The 14,857-nt window shown below is 70.7% G+C and carries 13 protein-coding genes and 1 pseudogene; 6 read left to right on the top strand and 8 right to left on the bottom strand.

Annotated features, from left to right (window positions below; translation table 11 throughout):
- Nucleotides 1–167 precede the first annotated feature (167 nt).
- A pseudogene (locus CEK65_RS09890) lies at nt 168–338 on the top strand (TonB-dependent receptor); the annotation flags it as partial.
- An 88-nt stretch (nt 339–426) separates the two neighbouring features.
- On the opposite strand, the gene CEK65_RS09885 reads toward CEK65_RS09890, so the two are convergent.
- The 5 genes from CEK65_RS09885 to CEK65_RS09865 all read right to left on the bottom strand — a co-directional run bounded on the left by CEK65_RS09885 (nt 427) and on the right by CEK65_RS09865 (nt 5,861).
- Nucleotides 427–2,118, bottom strand: coding sequence for a diguanylate cyclase (locus tag CEK65_RS09885; protein ID WP_017908336.1), 1,692 nt, complete (start codon nt 2,116–2,118; stop codon nt 427–429).
- A 103-nt stretch (nt 2,119–2,221) separates the two neighbouring features.
- The gene (locus CEK65_RS09880) at nt 2,222–2,824 is read right to left on the bottom strand and encodes a response regulator transcription factor (RefSeq protein ID WP_026143841.1); all 603 of its coding nucleotides are present in this window, start codon (nt 2,822–2,824) and stop codon (nt 2,222–2,224) included.
- A gap of 52 nt (nt 2,825–2,876) precedes the next feature.
- Nucleotides 2,877–4,076 carry a sensor histidine kinase gene (locus CEK65_RS09875; RefSeq protein ID WP_152181604.1) on the bottom strand — a complete coding sequence of 400 codons (1,200 nt, stop codon included), beginning with the start codon at nt 4,074–4,076 and terminating at the stop codon, nt 2,877–2,879.
- 100 nt (nt 4,077–4,176) lie between these two features.
- Nucleotides 4,177–4,962 carry an ABC transporter permease gene (locus CEK65_RS09870; RefSeq protein ID WP_152181603.1) on the bottom strand — a complete coding sequence of 262 codons (786 nt, stop codon included), beginning with the start codon at nt 4,960–4,962 and terminating at the stop codon, nt 4,177–4,179.
- Nucleotides 4,959–5,861, bottom strand: a complete 903-nt coding sequence (locus tag CEK65_RS09865; protein ID WP_152181602.1) for an ABC transporter ATP-binding protein — start codon at nt 5,859–5,861, stop codon at nt 4,959–4,961. The genes CEK65_RS09870 and CEK65_RS09865 overlap by 4 nt, the downstream gene beginning before the upstream one ends.
- 250 nt (nt 5,862–6,111) lie before the next feature.
- Between CEK65_RS09865 and CEK65_RS09860 the strand changes: the two genes are divergently transcribed.
- Nucleotides 6,112–7,359 carry an efflux RND transporter periplasmic adaptor subunit gene (locus tag CEK65_RS09860; RefSeq protein ID WP_152181601.1) on the top strand — a complete coding sequence of 416 codons (1,248 nt, stop codon included), beginning with the start codon at nt 6,112–6,114 and terminating at the stop codon, nt 7,357–7,359.
- A gap of 487 nt (nt 7,360–7,846) precedes the next feature.
- On the opposite strand, the gene CEK65_RS20970 is transcribed toward CEK65_RS09860, so the two are convergent.
- Nucleotides 7,847–8,284 (bottom strand): hypothetical protein, encoded by a 438-nt coding sequence (locus CEK65_RS20970; protein ID WP_193314746.1) that lies wholly within the window; start codon nt 8,282–8,284, stop codon nt 7,847–7,849.
- Here CEK65_RS20970 and CEK65_RS09850 point away from each other — a divergent pair.
- The 4 genes from CEK65_RS09850 (at nt 8,283) to CEK65_RS09835 (ending at nt 12,811) form a co-directional block, all read left to right on the top strand.
- On the top strand, nt 8,283–8,972 hold the full coding sequence (locus CEK65_RS09850) for an ABC transporter ATP-binding protein (protein ID WP_017908954.1): 690 nt from the start codon (nt 8,283–8,285) through the stop codon (nt 8,970–8,972). The two genes, CEK65_RS20970 and CEK65_RS09850, sit on opposite strands and share 2 nt — an antisense overlap.
- 13 nt (nt 8,973–8,985) lie before the next feature.
- Nucleotides 8,986–10,143 (top strand): FtsX-like permease family protein, encoded by a 1,158-nt coding sequence (locus tag CEK65_RS09845; RefSeq protein WP_043093602.1) that lies wholly within the window; start codon nt 8,986–8,988, stop codon nt 10,141–10,143.
- Between the two features lie 64 nt (nt 10,144–10,207).
- Complete coding sequence (locus CEK65_RS09840; RefSeq protein WP_152181600.1) at nt 10,208–11,518, top strand: ABC transporter permease; 1,311 nt, start codon at nt 10,208–10,210, stop codon at nt 11,516–11,518.
- A 150-nt stretch (nt 11,519–11,668) separates the two neighbouring features.
- Nucleotides 11,669–12,811, top strand: a complete 1,143-nt coding sequence (locus tag CEK65_RS09835) for an alpha/beta fold hydrolase (RefSeq protein ID WP_152181599.1) — start codon at nt 11,669–11,671, stop codon at nt 12,809–12,811.
- A gap of 100 nt (nt 12,812–12,911) precedes the next feature.
- Here CEK65_RS09835 and rarD read toward each other — a convergent pair whose 3' ends face one another.
- Nucleotides 12,912–13,853, bottom strand: coding sequence for an EamA family transporter RarD (gene rarD / locus CEK65_RS09830; protein WP_152181598.1), 942 nt, complete (start codon nt 13,851–13,853; stop codon nt 12,912–12,914).
- Nucleotides 13,850–14,746, bottom strand: coding sequence for a drug/metabolite exporter YedA (gene yedA / locus CEK65_RS09825; protein ID WP_152181597.1), 897 nt, complete (start codon nt 14,744–14,746; stop codon nt 13,850–13,852). The genes rarD and yedA overlap by 4 nt, the downstream gene beginning before the upstream one ends.
- Nucleotides 14,747–14,857: the final 111 nt, after the last annotated feature.

Below are 14,857 nucleotides of genomic sequence, written 5' to 3'. Positions count from 1 at the left end.
CGACACGACACGCGGGACGCAGCGCGTGCGTCCCGCGCTGCGCACGCTGGCGCCGGCACGCGCATGTCGATTCGGCCAGTGCGGTGCGGCCTGTCTCCCGGGCGACGCCACGCGTTTGTGTCGCTCCCGACATGGTCCCGGCCCCGGGCCGCCGTTACACTTGTCGACGGACGGGCGCGCTGGTCAGCGCTTTCGCGCGCTACCGCCTGTCGCCGGCCTTCTCGGTGCAGCTCAACCTCAACAACCTGCTGGACAAGCGTTACTACGCGCAGATCTACGGCGACGGTGCCTGGGGCGAACCGCGCAACGGCACGCTGAGCTTCAGTTGGTCGTTCTGAGCCGGCAGGCCGCGCGCGGGTGCTGACGCTGGCACGGCCGCGGCGCAGGCGCGCGACCGCGGCACTGCATGCACGGGATGGAGGCGGCCTAGGCCTCGGCGATGCGCAGCGGTGCGTCGCCAGCGGCAGCGACCCGGTTGCGGCCGCTGCGCTTGCCGCGGTACAGCGCCGCATCGGCGCAGCGCAGCAGCTCCTCGGTGCTGCGGCCGTGGTCCGGATAGGCGGCCACGCCGATCGACACGGTCACCGGCGGCAGCGCCTGACCCTGGTGCTGCACCTGCAGGTTCGCCACCGCGGCGCGGATCTGCTCGGCGCGGCGCTGCGCCACGTCGGCGGCGGCGCCCGGCAGGATCACCGTGAACTCCTCGCCGCCGTAGCGGCAGGCGATGTCCTCCGGCCGCACCAGCCCGGCCAGCAACTGGCCGAATGCGGCCAGCAAGGCATCGCCGCCGGCGTGGCCGAGGCGGTCGTTGAGCGCCTTGAAGTGGTCCAGGTCCAGCATCATCAGCGCCAGCGGCTGCTCACGGCGCTCGCAGCGCGCCAGTTCGCGCACCAGCGATTCTTCCAGGTAGCGGCGGTTGTACAGCCCGGTCAACGGATCGCGGATCGACTGCGTGCGCAGGCGCTGGCGCAACTGCAGGTTGTGCAGCGCCATCGCCAGCTGTTCGGCCACCACCTCGACCAGGGGCAGGCGCTCGAGCAGGGTCGGATCGCGGCTGGACAGGTGGATCAGCCCCAGCGGCTCGCCCTGCACCATCATCGGCACGCAGGTGCCATGGCGTGCCACGCCGGCGGCATGCGCGCAGGCCGGCGCGGCGCCGGGCCGCTGGATCTGGGTAGCGCGGCTGCGCAGGCCTTCGCAGCCACTCAGCGACAGCGACGGCGCGCACACCGCATCCTCGCCCCAGTGCGCGACGCAGACCGCCTGCTCGCCCGCCGCGTCGGTGCAGTACACGCTGCAGCCGGCGTCGCCGAGCAGGCGCTCCAGCGCCTGCCGCGCGACCTCCACCGCCTCGTCCTGCTGCACGCAGCTCTGCAGTCCGCGGCTGCAGCGGTTGAGCGTGCGCAGATCCTGTTCGGTGCGCTGCATCTGCTGCACGGTGCCCACCAGCAGCGCATTGGCATGGTGACCGCGCTGCTCGGCCTGACTGCGGCGGCCGATCTCGCGGCGCAGCAGCAGGTACAGGCCCAGGGTCAGCGCGCACACCGTGGGGATGCCGATCACCGCCAGCCGGCGCAGCAGGTCGGCGTTGGCGGCGGTGGAGCGGGCGCTGCTGGCCAGCGCCGCGCGCTCGCTGCGCACCAGGCTGTCGGTGTTGCGCCGGATCGCCTGCGACATCAGACGGCCCTGGCGGGCGCGCTCCGGGTCCGGCTTGCGCATGCCTGCCGCCCTGCCCTGGAAACGGGCCACGGCGAGCGCGCTGTCGCGCATGCGCGCCTCGATCTGCGCCTGGACCTCCTGCAGCCGCTGCTGCTGCGCGGGGTTGCCCTGCAGCAGCGTGGCCAGTTGCTGCAGCCGCGGCGGCAGCGCGCGCTGGCACGCCCGGAAATCGGCCAGGTGTTCGCGGCTGTCCAGCAGCAGGAAGCCGCGCAGCGAGGCATCGCAGTCGGCGAGGTTCAGCTGCAGGCCGTTGATCTCGGCAATGACCCGGTGGCTGCGCTGCACCGCGGCCGCATCGGCGAGAAAGCGCTCGCTGCCCACCAGCACGCCGCCACTGATGCCCAACAGCAGCAGCAGGGCCAGCGGCACGCCATAGCGGTTGATCGTGGTGGAGGGCATGGCGTTGGCCAATGGGAGGAAGGAAGGCCGCGCGCGCCCTGCACTGCGCTGCGCAGTCAAGCGCAGGGAGCCATGCAAGTTTCAGGCCGAACCGCGCGCCGCGTCACAGCCAGCCCTTCTGCCGGGCCAGCCGCGCCGCCTCGATGCGGTTGCCGACCCCGAGCTTGCCGATCGCCTCGGACAGGTAGTTGCGTACCGTGCCCGACGACAGCCCCAACTGCGTGGCGATGTCGCCCGCCGAGGCGCCCTCGCCGGCCAGGCGCAGCACCTGGCGCTCGCGGTCGTTGAGCGGGTCGGCCTCGGACCAGGCTTCCAGCGCCAGTTCCGGGTCGATCGCGCGGCCGCCGCGGTGCACCTGGCGGATCGCCTCGATCAGCCGCTGCGGCGGCGCATCCTTGAGCAGGTAGCCGCCGACCCCGGCGTCCAGGGCGCGGCGCAGGAAGCCGGGGCGGGCGAAGGTGGTGACGATGATGACGCGCACCGGCAGTTGCTGGCGCTGGATGCGCTGGGCCAGCTCCAGGCCGCTGAGGCCGGGCATCTCGATGTCGGTGACCAGCAGGTCCGGCGCATGCGCCTGCAGCGCGCGCCAGGCGGCTTCGCCGTCGGCCGCGCTGGCGACCAGGTCGAGATCCGCTTCCAGGCCCAGCAGTGCGCCCAGCGCACCGCGCACCATCGCCTGGTCCTCCGCCAGCACTAAACGAATCACGGTACCCCCCGGTCCTTGTCGGCCCATTGTAGTGCCCGGGCCGTGCCGGCGCTCAGCCGAGTGCGGTGTCCTGGTCCGCCGGGGACTGCATCCGCGCCGCCGGCGCGGCGTCCGCCATCGCCGCCTCGACCCGCGGCAACGGCGCGGCGGCGACCAGGCAGGTGCCCAGGCCGCGCTCGGAGGCGATGCGCAGGCTGCCGCCCACCGCCTCCAGCCGCTCGCGCATGCTGCTCAGCCCGGTGCCCGGCTGCAGCGCGCCGCCGCGGCCGTCGTCGCGCAGTTCCAGCAGGGCCTGGCCGCGCTCGCACCACAGCCGCAACTGCGCGTGGCTGGCACGGGCGTGGCGCTGGATGTTGGTGGCGGCCTCGCGCAGCACCAGCGCGAACACCGTCTCCAATTGCGGGCACGGCGGCAAGGCCTCGACCTGGTAGCGGAAGGTCACCCCCGACGACTCCAGCAGCAGCTTGGCCGAGGCGATCTCCGCCGCCAGCTGCGCCGCGCGGATCCCGCTGACCGCACGCCGCACCTGGCTCAGCGCCTCGCGTGCCACCTGGCCCACTTCCTCCATCTCGCGCTGCGCCGCGGCGGCGTCATGCGCGAGCAGGCGCGTGGCCAGGTCCGACTTCAATGCCACCAGCGACAGGGTGTGGCCGAGCAGGTCGTGCAGGTCGCGACCGATGCGCTCGCGCTCGGCCACCGCCGCCAGGCGCCGCACTTCCTCGTGGCTCAGGCGCAGCTGCGCCTCGCCGCGCGCACGGCGCTCGAAACTGATGTTCATCAGCCCCACCGACAGACCGACCACCACCGCGCTGACCATGTACAGCGGCGACCAGCCGCGCATCGTCCAGGCCAATGCGAACGAGGCCAGCACCAGCAGCATCGCCGCCACCGCCCGCTTCGGCTCGAAGCAGAACGCCAGGAAGGCGCAGGCATAGATGATGTAGCACTGCGCGCCGGGGTTGTACGGCAGCACCACGAACGCCAGCGCCGCCATGCCGGCCACGCACCAGGGCAGGTAGCGCCGGTGGCGGTAGTACGCCACGTAGTACAGGGCCAGGAACATCAGATAGCTGGCCAGCGTCGGCGGGAACCAGTTGCGGAAGTAGTACGGCTCGTACAGCGGAGTGACGAACAGCCAGATCGACCACACCAGCGACAGCCACACGAACCAGTGGGTGCTGGACTTGGCCGAGCTCCAGCCGATGCGGCGGGCGATCAGCGAGTCGGGCGAGGCGTGCAGCAAGGCGATCACGTCGGGCTCCCAGGGCGGCACGGCCGCCGCAGCGCATAGCTTAGCGAAGGCGCCGGCGCGCGAAACCGCGCGGCGACGCCGGGATCGGCACGGCGCACCATCAGCCGCGCCGCAGGCGCCGCTGCGCCAGTGCGTAGAACACCATCGTCACCGCCAGCAGCGCGATGACGTGGCCGGCACTGCCGTGGCCGTCGCCCTGCCCGACCACGCGCAGCGCCAGCTGGCCCAGGTGATAGGACGGCCACAGCGGCGCCAGCGTGGTCAGCCACGCCGGCAGCAGTTGCAGCGGGATCCACAGCCCGGACAGGAACGCCATCGGCAGGTAGATCAGGTTGACCAGCGCCGGTGCGCCGCTGCCGCCGGCATAGGCGCCCAGCGCCAGCCCGATCGCGCAGAACGGCAGCGTGCCCAGCACGTCCACCAGCAGCAGCCCGATCCGCTGCGCCGGCGTCAGCATCACCCCGCCGAGCAGCGCGGCTAGCGCCTGCAGCAATACGCCGATCGCCAGCGCGAAGGCCATCGCCAGCGCAGTGCGCGCCAGCAGCAGCGCCAGCGGCGGCACCGGCATCGCCCGCTTCAGCGCGAGCAGGCCGCGCTCGCGGTCCAGGGCCAGGCCGACGCCGAACCCGAACAGGGCCGGCGCCATCACCCCGAACACGCTGTAGCTGGCCATCAGGTACACCGCCGCGTCGTGGCGCCCATGGTTGAGCAGCACGCCGAACAGCAGGTAGAACAGCGGCGGGAACAGCAGCGTGGGCAAGGCGAACGACGGCGTGCGCAGCCAGCGCAGCACCTCGTAGCGGATCTCGCGCAGCAGCAGCGCGCCCTGGTCGCGCAACGACCAGGCGGCCGCCGGGGAAGCAACGGAAAGATCGATCGGATTCATGCGGCCTCCGCACGGGTGATGGCGAGAAAGGCGTCGGCGAGGCCGGCGCGGCGCACTTCCAGCGCCGTCAGCGCCGGATCGCTGGCGAGCAGCCGCGCCACCACCGGCTCGGCCGACTCGGCGACCAGCTCCAGCACCCCGTCGCGGCTCTCGGCGCGACGCACCTGTGGCCACTGCGCCACCTGCGCCGCCGGCAGCGCGCTGCGGCAGCGGATGGTGCATTGTTCGAAGCGCGCACGCAGCTCGGCGACGCTGCCCTCGGCGATCAGCGTGCCGCGCTGCAGCACCGCCACCCGGTCGGCCAGCGCCTCGGCCTCTTCCAGATAGTGCGTGGTCAGCAGCACCGCGCAGCCGTCGGCGACCAGTTCGCGGATCGCCCGCCACAGGCCCTGCCGTGCCTCGATGTCCAGGCCGGTGCTGGGCTCGTCCAGGAACAGCACCCGCGGCCGCCCGCAGATCGCCATCGCGAACTGCACGCGGCGCTGCTGGCCGCCGGACAACTGGCCATAGCGGCGTGCCATCAAGCCATCCAACCCGGCCAGCGCCACGCAGTCGGCGACGCTGCGCGGCTGCGGGTAATAACCGCGCGCCTGCAGCAGCAGTTCGCCCACGCGCAGGGTGTCCGGCAGCCCGGCGGTCTGCAGCATCGCCCCGGCCTGGCGGCGTGCGGCCAGCGCCCGCGGATCCTGCCCGCACAGGCGCACGCTGCCGGCGTCCGGCGTCTGCAGCCCGAGCAGCAGGCTCACCGCGGTGCTCTTGCCGGCGCCGTTGGCGCCCAGCAGCGCCAGCAACTGGCCGGGCCGCAGCTGCAGGTCGACGCCGTCGAGCGCGACCAGCGTCCCGTAGCGCTTGTGGACGCCGCTGAGCAGCGCCAGCGGCAACGCATCATGATCGGGCATGGGACACTCCGGTGCTGGCAGGGAGTGCCTAGGCTGCGCCGCGGCGAAGTCGCCGCCCAGTGCGGCGCGTCAGCTGCAGTGGATGACATCTGTCACTGGCAGCCCCCGCACGATTGCCGCATGCTGCGATCCACGCCGAGGGGCGGCGTTCTCCCGCTACAGCGCATCGCAGAAAGTGACTTCCGGCCATGCCCACGGCGGCCGGTGGCTCGCACACTGCAGCGCGCCGACCGTTTCGTTCAAGGACACGATGAGTACTTCCTCCGACCTGCTCAAGGAACTCCGTATCGACCGCAAGGCGCCGCCGAGCGAGCCGCCGTCGCGGCGCGGGCTGTGGATCGCCGTGGTGCTGCTGGTGGTGCTGCTCGCCCTGGGCGCCGGCGGCTGGTGGCTGTTCGGCCGCAGCAAGCCGCTGGAGGTGCGCACCGCCGCGGTGGTGGCGATCGCCCCCGGCAGCAGCAGCGCCTCGGTGCTGGACGCCAGCGGCTACGTGGTGGCGCGGCGCATGGCCACGGTCTCGGCCAAGATCACCGGCAAGGTCCGCGAGGTGCGCATCGAGGAAGGCATGCGCGTGGAGGAAGGCCAGGTGATGGCGACGCTGGATCCGATCGACGCCAATGCGCAGCGGGTGCTGTCGGCCTCGCAACTGGACGCGGCGCGCAGCCTGGTCGCCAACATGCAGGCGCAGGTGCGCCAGGCCGATGCCGACGCGCAGCGGCTGCAGACCCTGGCCGGCCAGCAACTGGTCTCGCGCTCGCAGTACGAACAGGCGGTGGCGCAGCGCGATGCCCTGCGTGCGCAGTTGCAGAACGCGCAACGCAACGTGGCGGTGGCCGGCAACCAGTTGTCGATCTCCGATCTCAACGTGGACAACACCATCGTGCGTGCGCCGTTCTCCGGCGTGGTCACCGCCAAGGCGGCGCAGCCGGGCGAGATCGTCTCGCCGCTGTCGGCCGGCGGCGGCTTCACCCGCACCGGCATCGGCACCATCGTCGACATGGATTCGCTGGAGATCGAGGTCGAGGTGGGCGAGTCCTACATCGGCCGGGTCAAGCCGGGCATGCCGGTGGAAGCCACGCTCAACGCATATCCGGACTGGAAGATCCCGGCCGAGGTGATCGCGATCATCCCCTCCGCCGACCGCGGCAAGGCGACGGTGAAGGTGCGCGTGGCGCTGAAGCAGAAGGACGCGCGGATCGTGCCGGAGATGGGCGTGCGGGTCAGTTTCCTGGAGGCGCCGCAGCCGCAGGCGCAGCACATGCCGCAGGGCGTGCGGGTGCCGGGCGCGGCGATCGTCAAGCGCGCCGGCCAGGACGTGGCGTTCGCGGTCAAGGAGGACAACACGGTCGAGCAGCGCGCGCTGAAGACCGGCATCGCCCTGGGCGACGACCGCCAGGTGCTGTCCGGCCTTTCCGCCGGCGACACGGTGGTGCTGGATCCGCCGGAGGCCTTGCGTGCCGGCATGCAGGTGAAGACGGCGGAGGCCGCTGCGCAGTAGTGCGCGATGGTGTGCTGCAGATTGCGTCAGCACCCGATGTCGCACTTGATGTAGTCGCTTTTCAACTGCACCCAGCGCCGTCACACCGCTCTTGCTGTGCTGTTGCTGTTGCCGTTGCTTGGCTTCGGCTCTTGATTTACCGGGTTCCCTTCCGCAGCGGCGGATGGACCGGGGAAAAACCCGAAGGGCGGCGCACATGGATGTGCGCCGTTCGCGGCAGGGGCAGGATGCCCCTTCCGCGAATCCCCGGTGCATCCGCGGACCCGGAGCGCGTAGCGCGGAGGGCGCGAGGCAGGGCGCGCTTTCTTTTGGTTACCTTTTCTTTGCGCGAGCAAAGAAAAGTAACTCGCCCGAAAGGGCGAAAGCCTTTGCTGTTGCTTCAATCTTGAGTGTCAAACGAGAAGATCTGTAGGAGCGGCGTTAGCCGCGACAAACGTAATTGATCATGGCTGTCGCGGCTGAAGCCGCTCCTACGATCCAGCGGTCGTCACCGTAACAGCAAGTGCAAGAGCAAAGCTTTCGCCTTGCGGCGAGTTACTTTTCTTTGCTTGTGCAAAGAAAAGTAACCAAAAGAAAGCACACCCTGCCTACGCGCCCTCCGCGCTTCGCGCTCCGGGTCCGCGTCCAGCCCGGGGATCCGCGGAAGGGGCATCCTGCCCCTGCCGCGGACGGCGTACATCCATGTACGCCGCCCCTTCGGGGTTTTTCCCCGCGCTGGCCGCCGCTTCGGAAGGGAACCCGGCAAGTCAAAAGCAAGAACAACGGCAACCGCAGAAGCAAAAGCAAAAGCAACAACCGCTGCAGCTGCACTTGCAACAGCAACAGCAACAGCAACAGAAAAATCAAAAGCAAAAGCAACGGCAATCCCCTCGCCCACCGGCGACCGCATCGCCTCCACCTCGTCCACCGCCAGGAACACAACCATGTCCACCCTCGTCACCCTGCGCAACGTCACCAAGACCTACCAGCGCGGCCCCGAGAAAGTCCAGGTCCTGCACGGCATCGACCTGGATATCGCCCGCGGCGACTTCGTCGCCCTGATGGGTCCGTCCGGCTCCGGCAAGACCACCCTGCTCAACCTGATCGGCGGGCTGGATTCGCCCAGCGGCGGCGAGATCGAGATCGAAGGCCAGCGCATCGACCGCATGAGCGGCGGGCAGCTCGCCACCTGGCGCAGCCACCACGTCGGCTTCGTGTTCCAGTTCTACAACCTGATGCCGATGCTCACCGCGCAGAAGAACGTCGAACTGCCGCTGCTGCTGACCTCGCTCAGCGCCGCCCAGCGCAAGCGCAATGCCGAGATCGCGCTGACCCTGGTCGGCCTGGCCGAGCGCCGCAACCACAAACCCAGCGAACTGTCCGGCGGCCAGCAGCAGCGCGTGGCCATCGCCCGCGCCATCGTCTCCGACCCCACCTTCCTGATCTGCGACGAACCCACCGGTGACCTCGACCGGCGCTCGGCCGAGGACGTGCTGGGCCTGCTGCAGGAACTCAACCGCAGCCACGGCAAGACCATCGTCATGGTCACCCACGACCCCAAGGCCGCCGAGTACGCCACCCACACCGTGCACCTGGACAAGGGCGAGCTGGCCGACGCGCCGGCCGCGCACTGAGCGAGGCGATGCCATGAAGTATTTTTCGTTGATCTGGGCGCAACTCTTCCGCAGCAAGACGCGGACAGTGCTGACCCTGTTCTCGGTGATCGTCGCCTTCCTGCTGTTCGGCCTGCTCGACTCGGTGCGCGTCGCATTCACCGCCGGCGGCTCGGTGGAAGGCGTGAACCGCCTGGTCGTGGCCTCACGCCTGTCGATCACCCAGTCGCTGCCGGTGCGCCTAGAGTCGCAGATCCGCAGCGTGCCGGGCGTGCGCGACGTGACCTATGCGATGTGGTTCGGCGGCATCTACAAGGATCCCAAGGACTTCTTCCCCAACTTCTCGGTGGCGCCGAACTTCTTCGACGTGTACAGCGAGTACGAGATGCCGCCGGAGCAGCTCAAGGCGTTCCGCGACACCCGCACCGGTGCGGCGGTGGGCGAGGCGCTGGCGAAGAAGAACGGCTGGAAGGTCGGCGACGTGATCCCGCTGCAGGCCACCATCTTCCCGCGCGGCGGCAGCAACGACTGGCCGCTGGAACTGAAGGCGATCTTCCGCGCCAAGGACCGCGCCAACGTGCAGGCGGAGAACCAGTTGATGATGAACTGGAAGTACTTCGACGAGAGCAACGACTACATCAAGGGCCGGGTCAGCTGGTACACGGTGCGGCTGGACAATCCCGAGCACGCCTCGCGCGTGGCGCAGGCGATCGATGCGCTGTCGGCCAACTCCGACCACGAGACCAAGTCGCAGACCGAGTCGGCGTTCCAGCAGGCGTTCGTGAAGCAGTTCGCCGACATCGGCCTGATCGTCACCTCGATCATGGGCGCGGTGTTCTTCACCCTGGTGCTGCTGACCGGCAACACCATGGCGCAGGCGGTGCGCGAACGCATTCCGGAACTGGCCACGCTCAAGACCCTGGGCTTCCAGGACCGCACCGTGCTGACCCTGGTGATCGTCGAGTCGGTGCTGCTGATCGTACTCGGCGGCCTGCTCGGCATGGCGCTGGCGGCGGCGGCGATCCCGGTGCTGGCCAGCGCCAGCCGCGGCGCGCTGCCGGTGCACGCGGTGCCGCTGCAGACCTGGCTGATCGGCGCGGCGCTGATGCTGGTCATCGGCGTGGTGGTCGGCCTGCTGCCGGCGCTGCGCGCGCAGCGGCTGAAGATCGTCGACGCCCTGGCCGGGCGCTGAGCCCGCCCCTTCTCTCCAGCACAGCGATGCCACGGACGGCGACGCAGACCCGAGGAACAACGCAATGAAGATGCAATGGTTATGGAATGTCCTGGCGATCGCGGCGCTGGCGCTCGGCCTGGGAATCTGGATCGCCCTGCCCTGGTTCCTGGTGCTGGCGCTGGTGGCGGTGCTCGCCGTGCTGCTGCTGGTCACGCGCAGCGGCCGGCTGTCGCTGGCCGCCGCGCGCATCGGCATCGCCAGCCTGCCGCAGCGTTGGGGCGCCAGTTCGGTGATCGTGGTCGGCATCGCCGGCGTGGTCGGCGTGCTGGTGGCGATGCTGGCGATGGGCCAGGGTTTCCAGGCCACCCTGGACAGCACCGGCGACGACACCACCGCCATCGTCCTGCGCGGCGGCTCGCAGGCCGAGACCAACTCGGTCATCACCCGCGACCAGGTGCCCTTGATCGCCAGCCTGGCCGGCGTGGCGCGCGGCGCCGACAACCGCCCGCTGGTCTCGCCGGAGTTGTCGCAGGTGGTGAACCTGCAGTCGAAGTCCGACGGCACCGACGTCAACGCGCAGTTCCGCGGCGTCGGCGAGCAGGGCTGGGCGGTGCACGACAAGGTCAAGCTCCTGCAGGGCCGTCGCTTCAAGCCGGGCCTGCGCGAGATCGTGGTCGGCAAGGGCGCGCAATCGCAGTTCCGCGGCCTGCAGCTCGGCCAGACCCTGACCCTGGGCAACCAGGCCTGGACCGTGGTCGGCGTGTTCGCCAGCGGCGACGCGCACGACTCGGAGCTGTGGACCGACACCCAGACCCTGGCCACCACCTACAACCGCAGCGCCTACCAGTCGATCAGCGTGCGCACCCAGGGCCAGGACGGCTTCCGCCAGTTCAAGGCGGCGATGGACGCCGACCCGCGGCTGAAGCTGGACGTGTTCACCACCCGCGAGTACTACCGCAAGCAGGGCGGCAACCTCAGCAAGGTGCTGGAGGTCCTGGGCACCTTCATCGGCACCATCATGGCGATCGGCGCGGTGTTCGGCGCGCTCAACACCATGTACGCGGCGGTCGCCACCCGCGCCCGCGAGATCGCCACCATGCGCGCGCTGGGCTTCCGCGGGCTGCCGGTGGTGGTGGCGGTGATGCTGGAGACCATGCTGCTGGCGCTGCTCGGCGGCGTGCTGGGCGGGCTGATCGCCTGGGCGATCTTCAACGGCTACAGCGTCTCCACCCTGGGCAGCAACTTCAGCCAGGTGGTATTCCAGTTCAAGGTGTCCCCGCCGCTGCTGTGGACCGGGCTGAAATGGGCGCTGGGCATCGGCCTGGTCGGCGGCCTGTTCCCGGCGCTGCGCGCGGCGCGGCTGCCGATCACCACCGCCCTGCGCGCGCTGTAGCGCCAGGGCTGAACGCGCCGGGCCGGGACCGCTGTCCCGGCCCGGCCCAATGGCGGCTGACGCGTCATCGTTCCGTCATCGAAACGCGGTAGAACGGCCGCCGCCGAGGCGCTAGCCTGCGCGGCCATTTGGTTCCACGCCGCCACGCCCATGTCCTCGCGCCTGCGCCTGCTGCTCGTCCTCTGCGCCAGCCTGTGGCTGAGCGCCTGCTCCTCCACCTCGCTCAGCGACCGCCTGGTCGCGCCGGGCGGCGTGTCGCCGTTGATGGACGAGGAGCGCATCCAGAGCCTGCTGGCGACCCTGCCCAACCGCAGCGGCCACGTGGTGGTGCCGGGCGGCATCCCGATCTTCTGGCGCGCCATCGACCCGGGCGATTACCACATGCGCTACCGCTACGAGCACGCCGGCCGCGACGCCAGCGGCCACGAGCATGCCGATTTCGCCATGGACGTCGCCACCCCGGCGCCGACCACGCACATGGCGCCGCGCGGCACCGTGGTGCTGCTGCACGGCTGGATGATGGACGGCGACTCGCTGCTGCCGTGGTCGCTGGACCTGGCCCAGGCCGGCTACCGCAGCATCAGCATCGACCTGCGCAACCACGGCCGCTCCGGCGGCGGCCCGGCCGGCTACGGCACCCGCGAGTCCGACGACGTGGTCGCGGTGATCCGCGCCCTGCGCGCCAGCGGCGAGGTGCAGGGCCCGGTGTACCTGTTCGGCGTGTCCTACGGCGCGGCCACCGCGCTGTTCGCCGCGCAGAAGCTCGGCGACCAGGTCGACGGCGTGGTCGCGATGGAATCCTTCGCCAACGCCGGCCGCGGCATCCGCGACATGATCCCGCACATGCTCGCCAGCCGCCCGCGCGGCTGGATGGCCAGCGCGGCGATGGACCTGGCGCGCTGGCGCTACGGCGGGCAGAACCTGGATGCGGTGATCGCCAACGCCAATCAGCGCCTGGCGCTCAACCTGGACCAGGTCGACGTCACCGCCGCCGCGCGCGCCGCACCGGCCTGCGTGCTGCTGCTGCACGGCAGCGCCGACCAGCACATCCCGGTGGCGCACGGCCGCCTGCTGGCGCTGGACGCCCCGCGCGCGCACTACCTGGAAATGCCCGGCGAGAACCACCTGAGCCTGCCGATGCGGCTGGACCTGCTGGCGCCGACCGTGGAGGACTGGTTCGCCGACCTGCAGTCGCCGAGCCATGGCGGCCGCTGCCCACAGCCGCTGCCGCCGCGCGCGGACCCCGAGCTGCAGCTGACCGGTGGGCCGGCCGCGAGCGATAGCCGCGGCTGAGTCGGGATTAGGGAGTCGGGATTGGGGATTCGTAACAGCGACTGCGCTGGCGATCTGCCACTTTCAGGGAACGGCGCCGGCTCTTGCCAATCCCGAATCCCTACTCCCCGCTTTTCACAGCCGAATGGCTGGTCATCCCCGCTCGCCGCCACACGCCGGACCGCCACAAGCTCTCTCCGGCGAACAACAGCAACCCGATCCAGATCGCGGCGAAGCCGATCGCCTTGCCCGCGTCGAACGGCTCGCGGAAGAACCACACGCCCAGCAGCAGTTGCAGGCTCGGTGCGATGTACTGCAGCAGCCCCACCAGCGACAGCGGGATGCGCCGCACGCCGTAGGCGAAACCGATCAGCGGCACCGCGGTCACCACGCCGCCGAACGCCAGCAGCAGGTCGTTGCGCCAGCCCCAGCCGCCGACGAAGCCGCCACCGTGGCCGGCCTCGCCCCACAGCACGAAGCCCAGCGCCGGCAGGAACAGGTACAGGCTTTCCACGCCCAGCCCGGCCACCGCATCCACCTGCACCAGCTTGCGCAACAGGCCGTACAGCCCGAACGAGCCGGCCAGGCCCAGCGCGATCCATGGCAACGTGCCGGCGTCGACGGTCAGCCAGGCCACGCCCAGCGCGGCGCAGGCCACCGCCAGCCACTGCAGCGGGCGCAGCCGCTCATGCAGTACCAGCACGCCGAGCAGCACGTTGACCAGCGGATTGATGAAGTAGCCCAGGCTGGTCTCGATCACGTGGCCGGCATTGACCGCCCAGATGTACAGGCCCCAGTTGAAGGCGATCGCCAGGCTGCTCAGCGCCAGCGTGGCCAGCGCGCGCGGCTGCGCGGCGATGCGCCGCCACCACTGCAGGCGTGCGCTGTACACCAGCCAGGCCACCACCAGCAGCGTGCTCCAGACGATGCGGTGGGCGATGATGTGCGGCGACGGCACCGCCTGCAGCAGGTGCCAGTACACCGGCACCACGCCCCACAGCGCGAAGGTCGCCGCGGTGATCCACAGGCCGCGCCGGGCCTCCTGCGCGGCGACCGCGGTCATCGCCGGGTCCTCGCCACGGTGATCACCACCACGCCGGCCAGGATCACCGCCATCGCACCGAAATCGCTGGCGCTGAAGCGTTCGCTGCCGAGCCAACTGCCCAGCGCCACCGCGATCACCGGATTGACGTAGGCGTAGCTGCCGGCCAGCGCCGGGCGTACGTTCTGCAGCAGCCACACGTAGGCGGTGAAGGCGACGATCGAGCCGAACACGCACAGGTAGGCCACCGCCAGCATGCCCTGCGCACTCGGCAGGGTGTGCAGGCGCTCGCCGCTGAGCAGGCCGATCGCCACCAGCATCACCCCGCCGCACAGCATCTGCCCGGCGGCGGCCATGAACGGCATCGGCAGGTCGCGCCCGCGCGACCACACCGAGCCGAACGCCCAGCCGACCGGCGCGATCAACAGCAGCACCAGGCCCAGCGGGCTGGCATTGAGACTGCTGCCGGCGTTGAGCCAAACCACGCCGGCGAAGCCGACCACGATCCCCAGCCATTCGCCGCGGCTGGCGTGATGGCCGCGCAGCGTGCCGAACAGCGCCATCCACAGCGGCACCGAGGCCACCGCCACCGCCGCCAGCCCCGAGGACACCTGACGCTCGGCCAGCACCACCAGGCCGTTGCCGCAGACCAGCATGAGCGCGCCGAGCATGGCCAGCGGCCGCCACTGCGCGCGCGTGGGCGCGGGCACCCCGCGCCAGCGCAGCACCGCGTACAGCACGCTGCCGGCGATCACGAAGCGCGTGCCGGAGACCACGCTCAACGGCGGCGCGCCGCCTTCCAGGGCGAAGCGGATCGCCAGATAGGTCGAGCCCCAGACGACATAGACCAGGAACAGGGCGAGAACGACGAAGCCGCCGCGCGCAGGCGCAGCGGCGACAGGAGCAGAAGGCATCGGACGGCGCCAGAGACAGCGGGGGCGCTATTCTAGAGCACCTGGTCTGCGCGCAAGCCGTCTCGCCCGCGCGCGGCGCGCTGCCGCGGCGTACAGATCGTTCGTCGAGAA

It is taken from the genome of Xanthomonas sp. LMG 12459 (assembly GCF_009192905.1).
In the GTDB taxonomy this organism is placed as follows: Bacteria; Pseudomonadota; Gammaproteobacteria; order Xanthomonadales; family Xanthomonadaceae; genus Xanthomonas_A; species Xanthomonas_A sontii.
The sequence above is the reverse complement of the archived record's forward strand: the minus strand, read 5'-3'. Positions and strand labels throughout refer to the sequence as shown.